Genomic DNA, 20,676 nt, shown 5'->3' with positions numbered 1-20,676 from the left:
GAAGGTTTCGCATTTCGCATGTCCATTTCCAGTTCTGACAACGCCGTTCTGTCCGAGAACGAGATCACCGAGATCGTCGAGGCTGTCGAGGCCCCCGCGACCGTCGAGACCGTCGAGACCGTAGAGGTCGCCCAGGCCGCCGAGACCGTCGAGTCCCCGGCCGTCGAGGCGCAGGACGACACCGAGGCCCCCGCCGACGCGGAGGCCGTCCCCGCCGACGCCGAGCCCGAGACCACCTTCGCGGACCTCGGTCTGCCCGAGGGCGTCGTCCGCAAGCTCGCGCAGAACGGCGTGACCACCCCCTTCCCGATCCAGGCCGCGACCATCCCGGACGCCCTGGCCGGCAAGGACATCCTCGGCCGTGGCCGCACCGGCTCCGGCAAGACCCTCTCCTTCGGTCTGCCGATGCTGGCGACGCTGGCCGCCGAGGGCCGCACCGAGAAGAAGAAGCCCCGCGGCGTCATCCTCACGCCGACGCGTGAGCTCGCGATGCAGGTCGCGGACGCCCTCCAGCCGTACGGCGACGTGCTCGGCCTGAAGATGAAGGTCGTCTGCGGCGGTACGTCGATGGGCAACCAGATCTACGCCCTGGAGCGCGGCGTCGACATCCTCGTCGCCACCCCGGGCCGGCTGCGCGACATCATCAGCCGCGGCGCCTGCTCGCTGGAGAACACCCAGATCGCCGTCCTCGACGAGGCCGACCAGATGTCGGACCTGGGCTTCCTGCCCGAGGTCACCGAGCTGCTCGACCAGGTCCCGTCCGGCGGCCAGCGCATGCTGTTCTCGGCCACGATGGAGAACGAGATCTCCACGCTGGTCAAGCGCTACCTGAACAACCCGGTCACGCACGAGGTCGACAGCGCCCAGGGCAACGTCACGACCATGACCCACCACATCCTGATCGTGAAGCCGCGCGACAAGGCGCCGGTCACGGCCGCTATCGCCGCCCGCAAGGGCCGCACGATCATCTTCGTCCGCACCCAGCTGGGTGCCGACCGCATCGCCGAGCAGCTCTGCGACTCCGGCGTGAAGGCCGACGCGCTGCACGGCGGCATGACGCAGGGCGCCCGTACGCGCGTCCTGGAGGACTTCAAGAAGGGCTACGTCAACGCCCTCGTCGCCACCGACGTCGCCGCCCGCGGCATCCACGTCGACGGCATCGACCTGGTCCTGAACGTGGACCCGGCCGGCGACCACAAGGACTACCTGCACCGCTCCGGCCGTACGGCCCGCGCGGGCCGCAGCGGCACGGTCGTCTCGCTGTCCCTCCCGCACCAGCGCCGCCAGATCTTCCGCCTCATGGAGGACGCCGGCGTCGACGCCAGCCGCCACATCATCAACGGCGGCGGCACCTTCGACCCGGAGGTCGCCGAGATCACCGGCGCCCGCTCCATGACCGAGGTGCAGGCCGACTCCGCGGGCAACGCCGCGACCCAGGCCGAGCGTGAGGTCAAGGACCTCACCAAGGAGCTGGAGCGCGCGCAGCGCCGCGCCGCCGAGCTGCGCGAGGAGGCCGACCGCCTCACCGCGCGTGCCGCCCGCGAGCGCGGCGACGACCCGGAGGCCGCGGTCGCCGAGGCCGCTGCCGCCGCCGAGGCGGTCGTCGAGGCCGCCGCCGTGTCGGTGCCGGAGCAGCCGGCCCCCGTGGCCGAGCGTTCCTCCTCGTACGACAACCGCCGTCCGCAGCGCGACGAGCGCGGCAACTACGAGCGTCGCGGCGACAACCGCGGCGGTGGCTTCAGCCGCGACCGCCGTGACGACAACCGTGGTGGCGGCTTCAACCGCGACCGCCGTGACGACCGTCGTGACGACAACCGTGGTGGCCGTTCTTTCGAGCGTCGTGACGACAACCGTGGTGGCGGCTTCAGCCGTGACCGTCGTGACGACAACCGTGGTGGCCGTTCTTTCGAGCGTCGTGACGACAACCGTGGTGGCGGCTTCAGCCGTGACCGTCGTGACGACAACCGTGGTGGCCGTTCTTTCGAGCGTCGTGACGACAACCGTGGCGGTGGCTTCAACCGTGACCGCCGTGACGACAACCGCGGCGGCGGCTTCCGCCGGGACGACAACCGCAGTGGCGGCTTCCGTCGCGACGACCGCCCCTCCGGCGGCCACCGCGGCAGCGACCGTCCGTTCAACCGTGACCGCCGCGACGACCGCCCCTCCGGCGGCGCCCGCTCCGGCGGCCACGACCGCCCGTCGTTCAACCGCGACCGTGACCGCTCCGGCACCGGCACCGGTTCCTTCGGCCGCCGCGACGACAAGCCGCGCTGGAAGCGCAACGGCTGACGGCATTGAGCCATGAACAGTGGCCCCCACCCGGATCGGGTGGGGGCCACTGCTGTGTCCGGCGGTACGATCGGGCGACTTTGGGGGAGGACGCGTCGGCCGGGGGGTCGGTCGCAGCCCGTGACGGGCGCTCCCCCACCCTGGGGAGGGACTTCTGTGCGTGCTGTGATGCGCCATGCCCGTGTGAACCACCGCCGCGCGAGACGACTCGGCGTCGCCGTGACCGTCGCGGCGGCCGTCGCGACGGGACTTGGGCCGCTCCAGCTCTCGGCCTCCGCCGCGGAAGACGTGCCCGAGGCGGTGGTCCCGGCGGCCGCGCGTGCCAGTGATCTCGGGGTGTCCCTGATCGCCAACCAGGTCACGGGAGCGGACGGGGCGGGCACCAAGGGGGTCTTCCACCGGTTGGAGGGGTTCAAGGGCCTCGTATGGACGCGTTACGCGGACGGCGAGACCTTCCCGGTGGGCGAGAACATGCCGCCCGAGCTGGCATGGACCACCGGCGGCGATGTGCTGGCCGCCAAACCCGTCGACGGCGTGGTGAAGCTGTGGAACGCCGTGGACCGTACGACGAGCGAGCTGCGCGTTCCCGAAGGCCAGCGCTACGTGGCGACCTACGATTCCACCGTCGTCACCCACACCGGGACGGACGCCGACGACCGGTCGACCGTCGACACCCTGCACCTGCTGACCGGGGAAGCGGACGGGACGACGCGCGACGTGACCGTGGCGGGCCTTCCCGCGGGCAGTACGGTCGGCCAGCCGGCAGGCGGTGACGCGACCTCCGTGTTCTTCCTCGCCGAGATCGAGGGAACCAAACGGATCATCGACGTCGACACGCGTACCGGCCAGGTCAGGAGCTGGACGGCCGCCCTGCCCGCCGGATACATGGGTGTCACCTTCTCGACCGGCCGTGTCGCCGTGTACAACGCCAATCTCCGGACGGTCCTGGTGTTCGACCGCTCCGACCTGTCCCGTGCACCCCGGAGCGTTCCGCTCGGCGGCAGCACCTACAAGCCGGGCAACACCCTGGCGATGGTCGGTGACTGGTTGGTCTACAAGCCGCGCACCAGCGTGTCCGACACATCGGTGATGGCCGCGCCGGTCGAGGGCGGCGACCCCGTCACGCTCCTCGCGAAGAGCGGCGGCAACGGGATCTCCACCGGGCCCGGCGGCACCGCTGTCGTCGTCGGCAGAAGCGGCGACGAGCAGTCCCTGCAGCGCATCGCCGTGGACGGCACGGGCCGGCCGACCGCCACGGTGTTCAAGCCGCTGCCCCGGCCGAAGGCCGCGGTCCGCGGCCTGGCCCTCGCCCAGGGCAGGCTGCTGGTCACCGACACGTCGAACGGGCACCGCGACGACTACGTCCGTGAAGTGGACCCCCACCCGTCGTCCGGCATACCGGCCTTCGGCGAGCGCCGCTCGTTCACGCCGGACTCGAACGTGCTGATGAGCAGCGGCTGCCCGGCGGCCGACGTCGGGTGTGCGCAGGTCCACGGCACCACCGACGGCCGGATCGCATGGCTCGAACGTCAGCAGGGCCACGACCTGATCCAGGTGCACGGACCGGGCGCGACCGACCACTTCAGGAAATCCGTGCCGAGCGGTGGAAGCATCACCGACGTGTCCGGCGCCTACGTGCTCTACACGACGGCCACCGAACAGTACGTCTACCGACTCGACAACTACGCCTCCCCCACGGTGACCAGGGAGGCGGGCGCAGCCGCTCTCTGGGGCAGTGTGCTGTGGACACCCGGGACCACCCCGGGCTCGGTCACCGGATACGACCTGGACACCAAGGAAACGGTGGCCGAACTCGCCATCGGTTCTTCCTGCGCCCCCACGGAGCTCCAGGCGCTCGGCCGCTGGCTGTACTGGAGCTGCGGCCCCGAGGGCCCGGCGGGCGTGTACGACCGTACGGAGAAGAGGACGGTGCCTGTCCGCGCGGGTGAATCGCTGCTCGGTGACGGTTATGTGGTCACGCACGACAAGAGGGCCGGAAAGCTGACCCGGACCGCGGTCGGGAGCGGCCGGGCCGTCACCCAGGACATCGGGGAGTTGCCCGACACCGGTGTCTCACAGCGCCATGTGCGCTGGACCGTCGACAAGTCCGGCAGCAACACCGCCTACGTCGACGCGCAGGAGCGCGTGCACCTCGTGCCGTCCGAAGGGCCCGTGCAGCCGCTGTCGTCGATGGGCCGGGAGCAGAACGCCGCGTCGGTCCGTGCCACCGGTCGGGACGACGCGCCGGACATCCTGACGCGGCTGCTCCTCTCCAAGCCCGCGGCAGGCTGGAATCTGACCGTCCGCGCCCGGAACACCGGCCGGACCGTGGCGACGGAGGAAGGCGGGGTCGCACACGGCGAAGTGGAGGTGGGCTGGCACGGCGCCGACCCCGCGGCCACGGGCGGCACGTTCCTCCCCAACGGCGCCTACGACTGGGAGCTCTCCGTCCGGCCGCAGGACGGGGCGGGCCCGCCGTTGGAGACCCACGGGACCGTCATGCTGCGTGAGGGAGACGCCGTACGGCATGACCATGCGGGCCCGGACATCGCCGCCCACCCGGACGGGACGGGGGACCTGCTCACCCTCAACTCCTCGGGCGGCCTGACCTTCCAGCTGGGTGACGGCAAGGGCGCCTTCTCGGGGAAGTCGTCCGCGAGCGGCTGGTCCACCAAGGTGCTCGCGGTGCCCTTCGGGGACCTGAACAAGGACCGTTGCAACGACGTCCTCGTCCGCATGGCCGACGGTGCCCTGCGCGGCTACCAGCCGGGATGCGGGCAGGCGGTGTCCCCGTCCGCCCCGTACCGGGCACTCGGCACCGGCTGGAACGCGTACGACGTCCTCACCTCGCCCGGTGACCTGACCCGGGACGGCCGTGCCGACCTCCTCGCCCGCAAGGCGACGACCGGCGACATCTACCTCTTCGCGGCCAAGAGCGACGGCACGCTCGCGGCGGGCAAGAAGATCCGCTCCGCGTGGAAGACGTATACGCAGCTCGTCGGGGCCGGTGACCTCGACGGTGACGGGATCGGGGACGTTCTCGCCCGGCACCAGGACGGCACGCTGTACCGGTACGAGGGCAAGGGGGACGGAACGCTGCAGGACCGGGTGAAGGTCTTCAGCGCCTGGGGCGCCACCTACAACGCGCTCGTCGGAGTCGGCGACATCACCGGGGACGGCAAGGCCGACCTGGTCGCGCGCGACACCTCGGGGAACCTCTACCGCAACGACGGCAAGGGGAACGGCTCGTTCACCGGGCGTACGAAGATCGCCAGCGGATGGGGCGTCTACAAGGGCCTCTTCTGAACGTCGGGTCGGGCCATCTCTTGGCCGGCCCCGGGCGCATGTCACGCCCCCGGCGAGGGAATCGCTGGGGGCATGACAAAAGACTCGGTCGGGGAGGTCGACTCCCCGCCACCACCACCCGGCGCCGGTTCCGACGAGGAACGTCTCGCCCAGCTCGGCTACACCCAGGTCCTCGCGCGGCGCATGTCCGCGTTCTCCAACTACGCCGTCTCGTTCACGATCATCTCGGTGCTGTCCGGGTGCCTGACCATGTATCTGTTCGGGATGAACACCGGCGGGCCCGCGCTCATCACCTGGGGGTGGGTCGGGGTCGGGCTGATGACCCTCTTCGTGGGGCTCGCCATGGCGGAGATCTGTTCCGCGTACCCGACCTCCGCCGGGCTCTACTTCTGGGCGCACCGGCTGGCGCCGGCGCGGTCCGCCGCCGCGTGGGCGTGGTTCACGGGGTGGTTCAACGTGCTCGGGCAGGTCGCCGTGACCGCCGGGATCGACTTCGGGGCGGCGTCCTTCCTCGGCGCGTACCTCAACCTCCAGTTCGACTTCACCGTCACCGAGGAGCGCACGATCCTGCTCTTCGCCGCGATCCTCGTGCTGCACGGGCTGCTCAACACCTTCGGGGTGGGCATCGTCGGGCTGCTCAACAGCATCAGCGTCTGGTGGCACGTGGGCGGCGTCGCCGTCATCGTCGGCGCGCTCGCCCTCTCGCCGGACTCGCACCAGTCGGCGTCCTTCGTCTTCACCGAATTCGTGAACAACACGGGCTGGGGCAGCGGCCTGTACGTCACCCTCATCGGCCTGCTGATGGCGCAGTACACCTTCACCGGCTACGACGCCTCCGCGCACATGACCGAGGAGACCCACGACGCCTCGACCGCCGGCCCCAAGGGCATCGTCCGCGCCATCTGGACCTCCTGGATCGCGGGCTTCGTGCTGCTGCTCGGCTTCACCTTCGCCATCCAGTCGTACGAGGGGGCCCGCGGCTCGGCGACGGGTGCGCCGCCCGCCCAGATCCTCCTCGACGCGCTCGGGGCGACCGCCGGCAAACTGCTGCTGCTCGTCGTGATCGGCGCGCAGCTCTTCTGCGGCATGGCGTCGGTGACCGCCAACTCCCGCATGATCTACGCCTTCTCGCGCGACGGCGCGCTGCCGTTCTCACACCTGTGGCACACCGTCAGCCCGCGCACCCGTACCCCGGTCGCGGCGGTCTGGCTGGCCGCGCTCGGCGCGCTGGTCCTCGGGCTGCCGTACCTGATCAACGTCACGGCGTACGCGGCGGTGACCTCGATCGCGGTCATCGGGCTCTACATCGCGTACGTCGTGCCGACGCTGCTGCGGCTGCGCAAGGGCGACGCCTTCGAGCGCGGGCCGTGGCACCTGGGGCGCTGGTCCCGGCCGGTGGGCGTGGTCGCGGTGGCCTGGGTCGGGGTGATCACCGTCCTGTTCATGCTGCCGCAGGTCTCGCCGGTCACCTGGGAGACGTTCAACTACGCCCCGATCGCCGTCCTCGTCGTCCTCGGCTTCGCGGCGGTGTGGTGGCTGGCGTCGGCCAGGCACTGGTTCCTCAACCCCGACCACGCCCGCACCCGGGCCCGTGACGCGGCCCGCGCGGGCCTTCCGGAACCCCTGGATCCGTAACCGGCACGGCCCTCGACGGCGATACCCGATCGGATGGCGCGGCCCGTCCCGCTATGCTCGGGGGTGCACCGACGAGGACCGTTAGCTCAATTGGCAGAGCAGTGGACTTTTAATCCATTGGTTGTGGGTTCGAGTCCCACACGGTCTACGGCTCAGGCCCAGGTCAGATGACGTCTGATCTGGGCCTGCGTGCATATCTGCGGTGAAGGGGCGGACATCATGGACTGGCGTCGATTCGCGCTGCAGATGGCGTCGATGGCGCGCGACCTCCTGGCGCAGGAGTCGGTCGGTGCCACGCTGCGCCAGATCAGCGGGTCCGCCGTCGACCTGGTGGACGGCTGCGACGCGGCGGGGATCCTCGTCGTACGCGGCAAGAAGGTGGAGACGCTGGCCGCCACCGAGCAGCTCGTCGTCGACAGCGACCGGCTGCAGGAGGAGCTCGGCGAGGGGCCCTGCCTCGACGCCGCGCGCAAGGACGTGGGGGACCGGGTCTTCCGTGTCACCGACTTCACCCGGGAGCAGCCCCGCTGGCCCGCCTACGCCCCGCGCGCCCGCGAGCTCGGGGTGGGCAGCATGATGGGGTTCCTGCTCTTCACCGAGGACGAGAACCTCGGTGCCCTCAACCTCTACTCCTGCCGTACCGGCGCGTTCACCGAGGCCAGCGAGGTGGCCGGCTGGCTGCTGGCCTCGCACGCCGCCGTCGCCTTCTCCAGCGCCCGCGGCCACGCCCAGCTGGAAGAGGCGGTGGCCACCCGGCACACCATCGGCGAGGCCATGGGCATCCTCATGGGGCGCCACCACATCACCGAGGACGCCGCGTTCGACGTACTGCGCCGTTTCTCGCAGGAGCACAACATAAAGCTGCGTGACGTGGCGCGGCGGGTGTGCGAGCACGGCGGAGTGGAGTGACCGCACGCCGGTCTCCCCGGTCTCCCCGGCCTCCCCGGTCTACGCCGTGGTCTAGGCGGCCTCCCGGGCCTCCCCGACCTCCCGGCCCCGTACGCGCGGCTCCCCCGGCTCTTTGCTGAACCGGAGGAACCTGGCCGGGAGAGCCCTCTAGAGGAACGCCGCTGCATCCGGGCCTGCTCCCCAGGTCCCCCTCTCCGCGCACCTCACACTTACGAGGACGTGCGGACCGCCGTGACCTCGAACTCCACCGTCACCTTCGAGCTGACGACGAGCGTGTCCACGGGGTTGGCGCTCGCGCCCCAGTCCTTGCGGTTGATGGTGGCGCTGCCCCGGAAGCCGGCGCGGAGCCCGCCCTGCGCGTCGCGCTCGCCGCCGGTCGACTCGACGTCCAGGGTGAGCGGCCGGGTCGTGCCGCGCAGCGTCAGGTCACCGGTGACGCGGAACCGAGTGCCGTCCACCTGCTCCACCCGGGTCGAGGTGAAGGTGATGTCGGGGTGGTGGGCGGCGTCCAGGAACTTCTTGCGCAGCGGGTCGTCGCGCATCTTGTTGCGGGTCTGCAGGCTCTTCGCCCGGATGGTGAGCCGGACGGCGGACTTCGCGGGATCGCCGCCGTCCAGGTGCGCGGTGCCCTCGAACTCCTCGAACTCGCCGCGCACTTGGGGCCCCACGGAGTGCTTGCCGATGAACCCGAGCCGGGTGCGGTCGGTGTCGAGGACGTACTCGCCGCTCAGCTCACTGAGCTCGGTGATGGTTGACATGCTTGGTCACTCCTGGAAGGGAAGAGGCGGTAAGCGTGCGGTGCAACCGGTCACGGGAGAAGGCGTCGCGGCCCGCCCCGACGATACCGCCGGTGACCACCCCTCTCCGGGCCCCTCGAGCGGCGGCCCACCCGGGGTCGAGTGGGGGCGCCCTGCCGCTCCCGCTGATCCCCGTCCACCTCGGCGTCTGGACGCTTCTCACGGTGGCCCGCACGCGCTCGGTGGCCGGGCTGCGGGCCTGGGCCGGTGGTTTCGTCGAGGGGCTGCGGACGCCGTGCGGCGGGCGCAGGCCGATGCGGTGGCGCACGGTGTGGCGGCTGACGCGACTGGGGCGGCCGCCGGTGATCTGAGTGGTGGCACGCGTCCGGACGGTCCGAGCGGCGGCGCGCGCCCGAACGGAGCAGTCCGGTCGGCGGGGGCGGCCGGGGCGGGACACGCTGGACTGCCGGGGCGGTGGGACCGACCCCGGGTGGATCCGGAGGTGCAGCAATGGCCGCAGCCGTACGTGGCACGGGGCGGCGGGCGCTCTGTCTGCTCGTCGTGCCCCTTCTCGTCCTCGCCGCGGCCTGCGGGAGTGGTCAAGGGGGCGGCTCGGGCACGCGTACGGCCGCCGCGCGCCCCCTCGACCTGCCCTTCACGCACCCCGGCGTCCTCGTCGGCAAGGAGCAGCTCGACCGGGTGCGCGCCCACGTCAGGGCGGGGGAGCAGCCCTGGGCGAAGGCCTTCGAGCAGATGCGGGGCAGCAGGTTCGCGGCGGACGACTACCGGCCGACCCCGTACCCCGTCGTGGAGTGCCCGCCCGACACCCGCCCCGGACGGGGCTGCGTCGAGGAGCGTGAGGACGCCCTCGCCGCGTACACCCAGGCGCTGCTCTGGAACATCACCGGCGACCGCGCGCACGCCAAGAAGGCGGTGCAGATCATGGACGCGTGGTCGAAGGTGATCACCGGGCACACGGAGGCCAACGCCGGGCTGCAGACCGCGTGGGCCGCCACCTCCTGGGCCCGCGCCGCCGAGGCCGTGCGCTACACCTACGACGGCTGGAACGACGGCTCGCTGCTGCGCTTCGAGCGGATGCTGCGCAACGCCTACCTGCCCCAGGTCAGGGACGGTTCCGCCGACTTCAACGGCAACTGGGACCTGGTGATGGCCGACGCCACCATGGCGATGGCCGTCTTCCTCGACGACCACGCCGCGTTCGAGAAGGCCGTGCACCACTTCCGCACCCGCGTGCCCGCGTACTTCTATCTGGAGTCCGACGGGAAGCTGCCCGTCTCCCCGGCGGGCAGCGGCATCGACACCGCCCCCGAGCTGCGGAAGTACTGGTTCGGGCAGGGCACCTTCGTCGACGGCATCGCGCAGGAGACCTGCCGCAACCTCAAGCACGCCAGTTACTCGCTGGCCGCCACCGCGCACATGGCGGAGACCGCCCGCCACCAGGGCGTCGACCTGTACGGGGAGGTCAAGGAGCGGATGCGGGCCGCCTTCGAGTTCCACTCCCGGTACCAGCTGGGCGAGAAGGCACCGGGCTGGCTCTGCGGCGGCCGGGTGCAGCGCGACATGGGGCCCGACACGGAGGTCGGCCTCAACCACCTGCGGGGGCGGCTGCACCTGGACATGCCGCTGACCGAGCGGTTCACCGAGCAGCGGCGCCCCGAGGGCACGGACGGGCTCTTCGTGGCGTGGGAGACGCTCACGCACGCGGACAACCCGTGAACGGCGGTGTGCGGGGCGGTGGCGGGGAAGTGGTTCGACGCACCCCTCCGCATGGCGTAGTGTTGTGTTCACCGACGCGGGGTGGAGCAGCTCGGTAGCTCGCTGGGCTCATAACCCAGAGGTCGCAGGTTCAAATCCTGTCCCCGCTACTGAAGGCCCAGGGCCGGAAGCATCAGCTTCCGGCCCTGGGTTTTTTTCCGGTCCCCCACGGGTTTCGCCGCCCCCGTAACCCGGTCGGCCCGCACCGGCTCGCCTCCGCTCCCCACCGGGGGAACCCTGGGTGGAGCGCGGTGATGGGCGCGGAGTCGGCGGGAGACAAGCGGTGGGGCAGCGAGGCGGAACCGGCGACAGGGGTGCCACCGCGCACGAGCGGACGTTCGTCCGCGCGCTCCCCCTCCTGCTGCTCCTCGTCGGGGTCGTGTACGACGTCTCGACCCCGCCCGAGTTCACCGCGGCGCCCCTCTTCACGGCCGCCCCGCTGATCGCCGCCCCCTTCTACTCGCTCCTGAGCACCGTCCTGACCGGCGCCGCCGCCACCGCCGCCGTCCTCGTCCTGCACTTCGGGAACGTGGGCAGCAGCCATGTCGAGGCCGTCACCGAGGTGCTCACCGTGGTCACCGTCGCGGCCCTCGCGATCGTCATCAACCGCGTCGTGCGCCGCGGCAACGACCGGCTCGCCAACGCCCGTTCCATCGCCGAGACGACCCAGCGCGCCGTGCTGCCCGAGCCGGACCCGCGGATCGGCGGGCTCGACATCGCGGCACGGTACGAGGCGGCGCAGGCCGACGCCTTCATCGGGGGCGACCTGTACGCGGTGCAGGACACCCCGTACGGGGTCCGGCTCATCGTCGGCGACGTACGCGGCAAGGGCATGGGCGCCGTCGCCGCGGTCGCCGTCGTCATCGGGGCCTTCCGGGAGGCCGCCGAGCAGGAGACCACGCTGGAGGCCGTGGCGCAGCGCCTGGAGCGGGCCCTCGCCCGGGAGGGCACCCGGCGCGACGGCCTGGACGCCTTCGAGGGGTTCACCACCGCCGTCCTCGCCGAGATCCGGCATGCCGACGGCCGGGTGCGGCTGATCAACCGGGGTCACCCGTCCCCGCTGCTGCTGCGCGGCGACGGGCGGCTGTGCGTCATGTCGGCGAGCGAGCCCGCGCTGCCGCTCGGCATGGGTGAGCTGGGGATCTGGCCGGACCGGGCCGACGAGACCGACTTCCCGCCCGGCGCGACGCTGCTGTTCTACACGGACGGGCTGTCGGAGGCGCGGGACGCGGCGGGGGAGTTCTACGATCCGGCGACCCGGCTCGGCGGGCGGATCTTCCCGGGGCGCGGGGGCCCGCGGGCGCTGCTCGCCGCGCTCGCGGAGGAGGTGCGACGGCACACCGGGGGCGGGATGACGGACGACATGGCGCTCCTCGCGGTGCGCCGGCCGGTCGCCGGGGATCCGGATGTCACCACTGGTGACTGAAGTGCGCCGCTCCGCATGACATCTGACGTACTGTCAAGGGAATGTGAAATTCCGGTGCGGACCGAGGTGGGGTCGACTCGCCCCGTTCCGCCCCCGTGCGTCCCGGTACGTACAGCCGGTCGGCGTTAACGATCAACCGGAACAGCTTGGAATACCGACCCGCTGTCTATTAACGTTCGATAACGCAGCGCGGTCGTCCCAGCCGTCACTAGAGGCGGCTCCGCGCGCACGCGCCTAATCCCGCAAGGGAGCCGGGGAACCACTAACTTGGGGTGAATCGGACCTCTGCCGCCCATGCACGCATGCCTCGATCCCGTCATGCGCGCACGCGCCGGCAGATGCCCGTAGGAGACCTTCCTGCTCCGAACCCGTCAGCTAACCCGGTAGGCGAGAAGGAAGGAAAGGAGTGCGCCCCCGTGGCGTCCAACCGGCCTGCCCCCCAAGCCGTGTACCTACCGAATGACGACGACTTCGGCGTGTACGACGAGGACCAGTTCGAGGAGTGGAACCCCACCGAGGATTCCGTCCGGCCCGTCCGCGGCAGGCACCGTGTGCACAAGAAGGGCGGCGGCGGGCTCGCCCGCAGCTCCACCGTCCTCGGCGTGGGCGTCATCGCCGCCGTCGGCGCGGGCGGCATCGCCACCGCGCAGGACGGCAAGCCGCCGGTCTCCATATCGATGCCCGACCTGCCGGGCGTGGCCGCCGTCGCCGACTCGCTCCCCGAGGCCAAGTCCCTGCCGGGCGTGGGCTCGTTGCTGGCCGACGACTCCTCCGACACCACGACGGCCGCCGCCGCGTCCGCCCCGCTCACCGCCGCCGGCGTCAGTCCCGTCGACGCCGAGCAGGGCACCACCGACGCGGGCGAGGCGCTGCGCGCCCGCATCATGCGGCAGGCCGAGAACCAGCAGCACCAGGCGGACGCCGCCGTACGGACCGCGGCCGAGGACGCCGCCGTCAAGAAGGCCGCCGAAGAGGCCGCCGCGCAGCAGAAGGCCGCCGAGAAGAAGGCGGACGCCGAGGCCGCCGCCAAGAAGAAGAAGGCGGAGGAGGCCCGCAAGGCCAAGGCCGAGGCCGCGCGCCTGGCCAAGCTCGCCAAGAGCTACGCCATCCCGACCTCCTCGTACACCCTCACCTCGCACTTCGGCGACGCCGGCGCCATGTGGTCCTCCGGCCACCACACCGGCCTCGACTTCGCCGCGCCCACGGGCACCCCGCTCAAGGCCGTGCACACCGGCACCGTCAAGGAGGCCGGCTGGGCGGGCGCGTACGGGTACCGCACCGTGCTCGAACTCGAGGACGGTACGGAGATCTGGTACTGCCACCAGTCCTCGCTCAATGTCAGCGCGGGCCAGAAGGTCACCACCGGCGAGGTCATCGGCCGCGTCGGCGCGACCGGCAACGTCACCGGGCCGCACCTCCACCTGGAGGTCCACACGCCCGAAGGCACCGGGATCGACCCGCTCGGCTGGCTGCAGGGCAAGGGCCTGAACCCCTGAGGTCCGCGCCCGCGCGGTGCTGAGTTCCCTCCGCACTCCGGCGGTCCTGGCGGCATCCCCCCCGACGCCAGGGCCGCCGGTCCGGTGGTGCGTGCACGGAATTCCGCATCCGGTGGCCTTGTTGAGGAACACATGACTCATCTGCGTACGCTCGGCTCCTCCGACCTCGAGGTCTTCCCGCTCTCCCTGGGCGGCAACGTCTTCGGCTGGACCGCCGACCGGGCCGCCTCCTTCGCCGTCCTCGACGCCTACACCGCCGCGGGCGGCAACTTCATCGACACCGCCGACGTCTACTCGGCCTGGGTGGAGGGCAACAAGGGCGGTGAGTCCGAGACCCTCGTCGGCGAATGGCTGGCCGGACGCGGCAACCGCTCCGACGTCGTCATCGCCACCAAGGTCGGCGCCCACCCCGAGTTCAAGGGCCTCTCCCCGGCCACCGTCAAGGCCGGCATCGACGCCTCCCTGCGCCGCCTCGGCACCGACTACATCGACCTCTACTACACGCACTACGACGACCCGTCGGTCCCCGTGGAGGAGATCATCGGGACGCTCGACGGACTGGTGCGGGACGGCAAGGTGCGCGCCATCGCCGCCTCCAACATCACCCCCGAGCGGCTCCAGGAATCCCTCGACCTCTCCGACCGCGAGGGCCTCGCGCGCTACGTCGCGCTCCAGCCGCACTACAACCTCGTCTCCCGCGACACCTACGAGGGCCCGCTCCAGGAGGTCGCCTCGCGCTCCGGCCTCGCGGCCGTCCCCTACTACGCGCTCGCGTCCGGCTTCCTCACCGGCAAGTACCGTCCGGGCACGAAGGTGGAGAGCGCCCGCAGCGGCGGGGTCGCGCAGTACGTGGGCAGCGAGCGGGGCGAGCGCGTCCTGACCGCGCTCGACGAGATCGCCGAGGCGCACGGCGCGCAGGTCGCGACCGTGGCGCTCGCCTGGCTGGCCGCGCAGCCCACGGTGGCGGCGCCGATCGCCTCCGCGCGCACGGTCGAACAGCTGCCGGCGCTGCTCGCGGTGGCGGACCTGGAGCTGACGCCGGCGGAGATCGCGCGGCTGACGGCAGCGTCCGCCTAGGAGCGGTGGGCCTAGGAGCGGTAGGGGTTGTAGGGGCCGTACGTGGATCCCGCGTCGTACGTGGGGTGGCCGCTCGCCGCCGGCTGGGGCCGGGGGAGCGGCTGCCCGTACGGGGGGAATCCGTAGGGGGCGGGGCCGGGCGCCCCGTAGTGCGGGTGGCCGTACCCGCCGGAGGCCCCGTACGACCCGTACGACCCGTAGGGGCCGGGGGGCAGCGGACGGACCACCGGTGCCGTCGCCTGCGCCGCGTACGCGAGCGCGGGGCGGGCCGGCTCGCGCCGCTCCCAGAGCCTTTCGAGGAGTTCCCGCTCGCGCGCCACGAAGTCGGCCCCGGCCCGGCCGCGCCGGCCGCGGTGGCGCAGGAACGCCAGCGACGTCGCGTACATCTGGTACTCGGCGACCGTGCGGGCCGCCGCCTTCCCCCAGGTGTACGAGGCGTAGTCGCGGGCCAGCGCGCGGGCCCGCATCGAGCCCAGCGCGTACGGCTCGGGCGGGGTGAGCCAGCCCGCCGCCACATACGCGGGCAGCTCCGCGCGGATCGTGCGCAGCTCGCGCTGCCGGGTCCAGACGGCCAGCCACGTCAGCAGGCCGAACGCCGGGAGCATGAACGCCGCGTACACGGTGAAGAAGCCGTACTGCCCGAAGACCGCCGAGCCGTTCCACAGGGCGTGCATGCCCATCGCCAGCAGCAGTCCGGTGAGCGGGAGCAGCACGCGGCGCAGGTGGTGGCGGTCGGCGGCGAACGCGGCGAAGCCGAAGCCGATGCCGGTCAGGACCGTGAACAGCGGGTGCGCGAACGGGGACATGACGACCCGTACGAAGAAGGTCGCGGCCGTCACGGAGGCGAGGCCGCTGTCGCGGCTGAGCTGGTCGGTGACGAAGGCGTTGCCCAGATAGAGGATGTTCTCGGTGAACGCGAAGCCGGTCGCGGTCACCCCGGCTATGACGACGCCGTCGACGAGGCCCGTGAAGTCGCGTCTGCGGAAGAGGAAGACGAGCAGGATCGCGGCGGCCTTCGCGCTCTCCTCGACGATCGGCGCGATGACGGTGGCGCCGAGGGTGTCGGCGCCGGTGGGGTCGGCGGTGGCGGTGGCTATCCAGCGGATCGCGAAGCTGTTCGCCACGATCGCGACGAGGGCGGCCGCGCAGGCGCCCCAGGAGAAGGAGAAGAGGAGGTTCCGCCAGGGCCCCGGCTGCACCCGGTCCAGCCAGCGGAACGCGGCGACGAGCAGCGGGACGGGCACGACCGCGAGGCCGAGCCCGACCAGGAACCCCTCGGTGCCCGTCTGCTCCCGCACCAGGGCGAGGATCACCAGGCCGGAGAGGGCGAGCAGGGTGACGAGCGCGCCTCCGCGTATCGCGCGCCGCTGCCACCAGCGGACGCGGCGCAGCTCCCTCGGGGCGGGCGCCTCGGGGGGTATCGGATACGGGGAACTGGTGGCCACGTCGTTGACCCTAACGAGGGATGGGGGTGGCCGCGACGGTGCCTCAGTTCTCCGGGGCGGACTCGGTGATTCCGCTCGGCGGGTTCGCGGTCCGGCGGAACAGCAGGTCGTGGACGACGTGGCCCTTGCCGAGGCCCTGGCCCTCGAAGCGGGTGAGGGGGCGGAACTCGGGGCGCGGGGCATATCCGCCGTCGGCCCGGGTGTTCTCGAAGTCGGGGTGCGCGGTGAGCACCTCCAGCATCTGCTCGGCGTACGGCTCCCAGTCGGTCGCGCAGTGCAGGATCGCGCCGGGCTTGAGGGAGGGCGCGGCCAGGGTCAGGAACTCCGGCTGGATCAGGCGGCGCTTGTGGTGGCGGGCCTTGGGCCAGGGGTCGGGGAAGTAGACGCGCAGGCCGTCGAGGGAGGCGGGCGCGAGCATCTCGCGGAGCAGGATGATCGCGTCGCCGTTGGCCACCCGGACGTTGGTGAGGCCGCCGCGCTCCGCGAGGCCGAGGAGGTTGCCCTGGCCGGGGGTGTGCACGTCGACGGCGAGGATGCCGGTGTCCGGGTCGGCGGCGGCCATCCGCGCGGTGGCCTCGCCCATGCCGAAGCCGATCTCCAGGACGACGGGCTTGTCGGAGGGCTTCTCGCCGTCCCCGAAGAGCTCGGCGAGGTCCAGCGTGCGCAGCCCGTCGATGTCGAGGCCCCACACGGGCCAGAGCCGGCGCAGCGCGTCGCCCTGGCTGGTGGTCACCCGGCTGCGCCGGGGCTGGAAGCTGCGGATCCGCCGCTCGTGGTGCGACCCGGCCGGGTCGGGCGAGGGCCCGCCGGGAAACCGGGGCGCGGCCTGCGGGCGGCCACCGGGCCGGGGCGCGCCGGCTTCGCTCGGCGACGGGGCTTCGGGGGTCGGCGAGGGGGCTTCGGGGGTGTGGGGTGAGTCAGACACAGTGCGGCAATTTTACGGGGCGGCGGGGGGTGGGGTGCGGCGAGCGGGCAGGGGCGGTCCGCGGCGCGGTGGCATCGGCCCGGCCCGGGGGCTGAGCGGGCGGGGCCGCCTTTCCGCGGTGTGCCGGTCCCGGCCTGGCCACGGGGGCATGGAGCGGGCGGGGGCGGCCTTCGGCTGGGCTGTTGGGCTGTGGCGTCGGACGGCTCTGCTCCCGGCGTACGGCCTCCGTGGACCGGGGCGCTTACGGGGTGGGGCGCGGTCGTACGTTCTCGGGCGCGCTCTCACCGTCCGGGAGCGCGGATCCCACGGTCGGTGCACGGCTCCTTCGGTTCCGAGCGCGGGCCCCGCCGCGGTCCAGGGTGCGGGGTTGCGGGGTGCGGGGTGCGGGGCGCGGGGTGCGGGGTGCGGGCCCGTGGTCCCTGGAGTGCGGCCCCGGCCGCTACGCCGCCACCGTCTCCTGCAGCGCCGCCAGGGCGCGGCGGGCGACCTCCCTGCCGATCGGCAGGGACGCCGTCGCCGCGGGGGACGGGGCGTTCAGGACGTGGACCGTGCGGGCGCCCTCCCGTATCAGGAAGTCGTCGACCAGCGTGCCGTCGCGCAGGACCGCCTGGGCGCGGACGCCGGCGGGGGCGGGGATCAGGTCGTCCGGGCGGACCGCGGGCAGCAGCCTGCGCACCGCCGTGGTGAACGCGGCCTTGGAGGCGGAGCGGCGCAGCTCGCCCGCCCCGTACCGCCAGTGGCGGCGGGCTATGTGCCAGGAGCCGGGCCAGCCGAGGGTCCCGGCGAGCTCGCGGGGGCGCACGACCGACCAGCTGTATCCCTCGCGGGCCAGCGCGGGGACCGCGTTCGGCCCCACGTGGACGCCGCCGCCGACGCCGCGGGTGAGGTGGACGCCGAGGAACGGGAAGGCCGGGTCCGGCACCGGATAGACGAGGCCGCGCACCAGCTCGGGGCGGGCCAGGTCGAAGTACTCCCCGCGGAACGGCACGATCCGCATGCCCGGGTCGTCGCCGGTGCGCCGCGCGACCTCGTCGCAGTGCAGCCCCGCGCAGTTCACCAGGACCCGGCCGCGGACGATCGCGCCGTCGGCGGTGCGCACGGCCACGCCGCGGTCGGGGCGGCGGTCGATGCGGACGGCGTCGCCCGCCGCGCCGTAGCGGATCTCGGCGCCGGACGCCTCGGCCAGGCGGGCCGCCACCGCGCCGTAGTCACAGATGCCCGTCGTGCCGACGTGGATGGCGGCGAGGCCGCGGACCTCCGGCTCGTGCTCGGTGATCTGCGCGGGGCCCAGCTCGCGGACCGGGATGCCGTTCTCCCTGCCGCGCTGGACCAGGGCGTGCAGGCGGGGGAGCTCCTCGCGCTCGGTGGCGACGATCAGCTTGCCGGTGACCTCGTGCGCGATGTCGTACTCCGCGCAGAACTTGACCATCTCGGCGGCGCCGCGGACCGCGAACCTCGCCTTGAGCGAGCCGGGGCGGTAGTAGATCCCGCTGTGGATCACCCCGCTGTTGCGGCCCGTCTGGTGGCGGGCCGGGCCCGGCTCCTTCTCCAGGACGGTGATCCGGGTGCCGGGCGCCGTGCGCGACAGGGCATACGCCGTCGCCAGACCGACGATCCCGCCGCCGATCACCAGCACGTCGCAGTCGTACGTCACCATCGTCACCGCGCCTCACCTCCCACCACAGATAGTGCCCTGCGCCACTGACAACGCCGCCAAACCTCGGGCGCCGGATCCTTCCGCACCGCTCCGCGACGGTTCACGTGGGCCCGGCCCCCCGTTAACCCGGCGGCGGGCGCGGGCGCGGGCGCGGGCGGGGGTGGAGGCGGAGCGGTGGTGGTGAAGGTCACGGGCCCCGGTCCTACGCCGGGGCGACCAGCAGCGGCCGGGCCCGCTCGCGGAGCTCCACCACCCGCGGCTCGTCCCCGTACGGCTCCAGGCGGTGCAGCAGGTCCTTCACGTACTCGGTGGTCCGCGCGGACGAGATGCGCCCGGCGACCTCCAGGGCCCGCGTGCCCTGCTCGCACGCCGCGTCGAGGTTCCCGGACTCCAGCTCGGCGACGGCCGACACCACCAGGCGCAGGCCGTGCGAGCGCACGAACTCCTCGGTGGGGCGGGACAGCGCCTGCTCGGTGAAGCGGCGCACCTGGCGGGGCGCCTTCAGGTCGCGGTAGCACTCGGCGGCGTCCGCCGCGAAGCGGTCGTATCCGTAGAAGCCGAGCCAGGACGGGTCGTTGTCGCCCTCCCTGGCGCGCTCCAGCCACCCCTCGGCGGCCCGCAGCGCCGCGCCCGCCGCCGGCGCGTCGTTGGCCCGCGCGTGGGCGCGCGCCTCGACGAGCCGGAAGAAGCTCATGGTGCGGGCGGTGGCCAGCCCCCTGTTCCGCTCCAGGGCGGCCTGGGCGAGGTCGACGCCCTCGTCCCCGAAGCCGCGGTACGTCGCCTGGAGGGACATGGAGGCCAGCACGTACCCCCCGAGGGGGACGTCGGCCGCCGCGCGCGCGAGGCGCAGCGCCTGGATGTAGTACCGCTGGGCTGCCTCCTGCTGTCCCGTGTCGAAGGCCATCCAGCCGGCGAGCCGGGTCAGTTCGGCGGACGCGCCGAAGAGGGCGCGGCCGACCTCGTCGGAGTACGAGCCGAGCAGCAGCGGCGCCGCCTCGACCCGCAGGCACTCCGGGACCATGGAGGAACGCCAGTCGCCGCCACCGTACTTGGAGTCCCAGCGGCGGGCGTCCTCGGCGGCCTCCCGCAGCTTCAGGACGTCGCTGTGGCCGACCTTCATGGGCGCGCCGTCCTCGGCGGCCGCGAGCTCGCGCGCCGCCTCCCGGGAGACGTCGCGGGCCACGGAGCTGTCGGCCGGGGTTATCAGCCAGCGCGAGGCGGGCGTGGCGTAGGCGCTCACCGCGAAGGAGCCGGCCAGCGACTGCCAGATGCCGCCGGTGCCCGCGCGGCGGCCCGCCAGGTCGAGGCGGTACAGCTCGGTCGCGGACTTCACCGCGGCCCCCACGTCGCGCGGGAAGGCGAGGCCCACCTCGGGCGCGGGGTCGGCGTCGGCGAGGCCGATCTCGTGCAGCGGGACCGGGCGGCCGAGCTTCTGCCCGATGGCCGCCGCGATCAGATGGGGCGCGGCGCCCTGGGGCACCATGCCCTTGGAGACCCAGCGGGCCACCGATGTCTTGTCGTAACGGAGCGTCAACCCGCGTTGTGAGCCCAGGTCGTTGACCCGGCGGGCGAGTCCCGCATTGCTGATTCCCGCGAGGGCGAGAACGGTGCCGAGCTTTTCGTTCGGCCCGCGTTGCTCCCTGGACATGCGCCACCCCTCGACACAGACGGCTGCCGGGCGGTGGCTGGACCGCACGGCATTCGTGCTGCGTTCCCGCAGGGGCGAACGAAACCCTCGGCCGGGACCCGTGGCGTGTGCCACGGCACCCTGGCCGGACCTCTGTGCACCGCGGTCCGGGCGTGCTGCCCGGGCCCCCGCGCGCAGTGGCCGGAATAGCGGCCGCAAGAGCGTTTGGCCGATCCTCCAGGTATATGCCTCCGCGAAAACATCAGCACACACAGCGTAGTTCGCCGCATCCCAAGCGTTAAGAGGCGCAGTTCCGGATGGCGGGATTGTTGCCCGTGCGGAGGCGCGGCGATGCCTCGGCGTGCTCCCGC

Annotated in this window: 13 protein-coding genes, 2 tRNA genes, 1 pseudogene and 1 riboswitch; of the genes and pseudogenes, 11 read left to right on the top strand and 5 right to left on the bottom strand. The window is 72.7% G+C overall.

Annotation, left to right across the window (positions count from 1 at the left end):
- The first annotated feature begins 18 nt into the window (after nucleotides 1–18).
- The 5 genes from ACZ6B8_RS12435 to ACZ6B8_RS12415 all read left to right on the top strand — a co-directional run bounded on the left by ACZ6B8_RS12435 (nucleotide 19) and on the right by ACZ6B8_RS12415 (nucleotide 8,139).
- Nucleotides 19–2,289 carry a DEAD/DEAH box helicase gene (locus ACZ6B8_RS12435; protein ID WP_471607224.1) on the top strand — a complete coding sequence of 757 codons (2,271 nt, stop codon included), beginning with the start codon at nucleotides 19–21 and terminating at the stop codon, nucleotides 2,287–2,289.
- Nucleotides 2,290–2,472: 183 nt separating this feature from the next.
- Nucleotides 2,473–5,595 carry an FG-GAP repeat domain-containing protein gene (locus ACZ6B8_RS12430; RefSeq protein WP_471607223.1) on the top strand — a complete coding sequence of 1,041 codons (3,123 nt, stop codon included), beginning with the start codon at nucleotides 2,473–2,475 and terminating at the stop codon, nucleotides 5,593–5,595.
- A gap of 72 nt (nucleotides 5,596–5,667) precedes the next feature.
- Nucleotides 5,668–7,230: an amino acid permease gene (locus ACZ6B8_RS12425; RefSeq protein ID WP_471089863.1), complete on the top strand. Its 1,563-nt coding sequence runs from the start codon at nucleotides 5,668–5,670 to the stop codon at nucleotides 7,228–7,230.
- A 75-nt stretch (nucleotides 7,231–7,305) separates the two neighbouring features.
- A tRNA-Lys gene (locus ACZ6B8_RS12420) sits at nucleotides 7,306–7,378 on the top strand.
- 71 nt (nucleotides 7,379–7,449) lie between these two features.
- Nucleotides 7,450–8,139, top strand: coding sequence for a GAF and ANTAR domain-containing protein (locus ACZ6B8_RS12415; protein WP_471089860.1), 690 nt, complete (start codon nucleotides 7,450–7,452; stop codon nucleotides 8,137–8,139).
- Nucleotides 8,140–8,348: 209 nt separating this feature from the next.
- On the opposite strand, the gene ACZ6B8_RS12410 is transcribed toward ACZ6B8_RS12415, so the two are convergent.
- Entirely contained in the window at nucleotides 8,349–8,897 is a 549-nt protein-coding gene (locus ACZ6B8_RS12410; RefSeq protein ID WP_471607222.1) for a YceI family protein, read from the bottom strand.
- A gap of 152 nt (nucleotides 8,898–9,049) precedes the next feature.
- Between ACZ6B8_RS12410 and ACZ6B8_RS12405 the strand changes: the two are divergent.
- From ACZ6B8_RS12405 to ACZ6B8_RS12380, 6 genes and pseudogenes are all read left to right on the top strand, one after another.
- Nucleotides 9,050–9,247, top strand: a pseudogene (locus tag ACZ6B8_RS12405) (glycosyltransferase family 2 protein); the annotation flags it as partial.
- A 139-nt stretch (nucleotides 9,248–9,386) separates the two neighbouring features.
- Nucleotides 9,387–10,613 (top strand): alginate lyase family protein, encoded by a 1,227-nt coding sequence (locus tag ACZ6B8_RS12400; protein WP_471607221.1) that lies wholly within the window; start codon nucleotides 9,387–9,389, stop codon nucleotides 10,611–10,613.
- A gap of 75 nt (nucleotides 10,614–10,688) precedes the next feature.
- Nucleotides 10,689–10,762 (top strand) — tRNA-Met (locus ACZ6B8_RS12395).
- A 173-nt stretch (nucleotides 10,763–10,935) separates the two neighbouring features.
- Nucleotides 10,936–12,078 (top strand): PP2C family protein-serine/threonine phosphatase, encoded by a 1,143-nt coding sequence (locus ACZ6B8_RS12390; RefSeq protein WP_471089851.1) that lies wholly within the window; start codon nucleotides 10,936–10,938, stop codon nucleotides 12,076–12,078.
- Between the two features lie 221 nt (nucleotides 12,079–12,299).
- Nucleotides 12,300–12,483: riboswitch (cyclic di-AMP (ydaO/yuaA leader) on the top strand.
- An 11-nt stretch (nucleotides 12,484–12,494) separates the two neighbouring features.
- Nucleotides 12,495–13,574: a M23 family metallopeptidase gene (locus tag ACZ6B8_RS12385; RefSeq protein ID WP_471089848.1), complete on the top strand. Its 1,080-nt coding sequence runs from the start codon at nucleotides 12,495–12,497 to the stop codon at nucleotides 13,572–13,574.
- A 132-nt stretch (nucleotides 13,575–13,706) separates the two neighbouring features.
- Nucleotides 13,707–14,651, top strand: a complete 945-nt coding sequence (locus tag ACZ6B8_RS12380) for an aldo/keto reductase (RefSeq protein ID WP_471607220.1) — start codon at nucleotides 13,707–13,709, stop codon at nucleotides 14,649–14,651.
- Nucleotides 14,652–14,662: 11 nt separating this feature from the next.
- On the opposite strand, the gene ACZ6B8_RS12375 is transcribed toward ACZ6B8_RS12380, so the two are convergent.
- The 4 genes from ACZ6B8_RS12375 to ACZ6B8_RS12360 form a co-directional block, all read right to left on the bottom strand.
- Nucleotides 14,663–16,096, bottom strand: coding sequence for a PrsW family intramembrane metalloprotease (locus tag ACZ6B8_RS12375; RefSeq protein WP_471607219.1), 1,434 nt, complete (start codon nucleotides 16,094–16,096; stop codon nucleotides 14,663–14,665).
- 43 nt (nucleotides 16,097–16,139) lie between these two features.
- Nucleotides 16,140–17,021 (bottom strand): tRNA (guanosine(46)-N7)-methyltransferase TrmB, encoded by an 882-nt coding sequence (gene trmB, locus ACZ6B8_RS12370; RefSeq protein WP_471089839.1) that lies wholly within the window; start codon nucleotides 17,019–17,021, stop codon nucleotides 16,140–16,142.
- 439 nt (nucleotides 17,022–17,460) lie between these two features.
- Nucleotides 17,461–18,678 carry an L-2-hydroxyglutarate oxidase gene (lhgO, locus tag ACZ6B8_RS12365; RefSeq protein ID WP_471090087.1) on the bottom strand — a complete coding sequence of 406 codons (1,218 nt, stop codon included), beginning with the start codon at nucleotides 18,676–18,678 and terminating at the stop codon, nucleotides 17,461–17,463.
- A 202-nt stretch (nucleotides 18,679–18,880) separates the two neighbouring features.
- Complete coding sequence (locus tag ACZ6B8_RS12360; protein WP_471089836.1) at nucleotides 18,881–20,326, bottom strand: MFS transporter; 1,446 nt, start codon at nucleotides 20,324–20,326, stop codon at nucleotides 18,881–18,883.
- Between the last annotated feature and the right edge of the window lie 350 nt (nucleotides 20,327–20,676).

This window comes from Streptomyces sp. NPDC041122, assembly GCF_055592445.1.
Note: the sequence above shows the minus strand (reverse complement) of the source record. Positions and strands in the feature narration are given on the sequence as shown.

Coding starts and splice junctions, on each gene's coding strand:
- ACZ6B8_RS12435 (WP_471607224.1), top strand. CDS start 19: ATGTCCATTTCCAGTTCTGACAACGCCGTTCTGTCCGAGAACGAGATC.
- ACZ6B8_RS12425 (WP_471089863.1), top strand. CDS start 5,668: ATGACAAAAGACTCGGTCGGGGAGGTCGACTCCCCGCCACCACCACCC.
- ACZ6B8_RS12415 (WP_471089860.1), top strand. CDS start 7,450: ATGGACTGGCGTCGATTCGCGCTGCAGATGGCGTCGATGGCGCGCGAC.
- ACZ6B8_RS12410 (WP_471607222.1), bottom strand. CDS start 8,897: ATGTCAACCATCACCGAGCTCAGTGAGCTGAGCGGCGAGTACGTCCTC.
- ACZ6B8_RS12400 (WP_471607221.1), top strand. CDS start 9,387: ATGGCCGCAGCCGTACGTGGCACGGGGCGGCGGGCGCTCTGTCTGCTC.
- ACZ6B8_RS12380 (WP_471607220.1), top strand. CDS start 13,707: ATGACTCATCTGCGTACGCTCGGCTCCTCCGACCTCGAGGTCTTCCCG.
- lhgO (WP_471090087.1), bottom strand. CDS start 18,678: ATGGTGACGTACGACTGCGACGTGCTGGTGATCGGCGGCGGGATCGTC.
- ACZ6B8_RS12360 (WP_471089836.1), bottom strand. CDS start 20,326: ATGTCCAGGGAGCAACGCGGGCCGAACGAAAAGCTCGGCACCGTTCTC.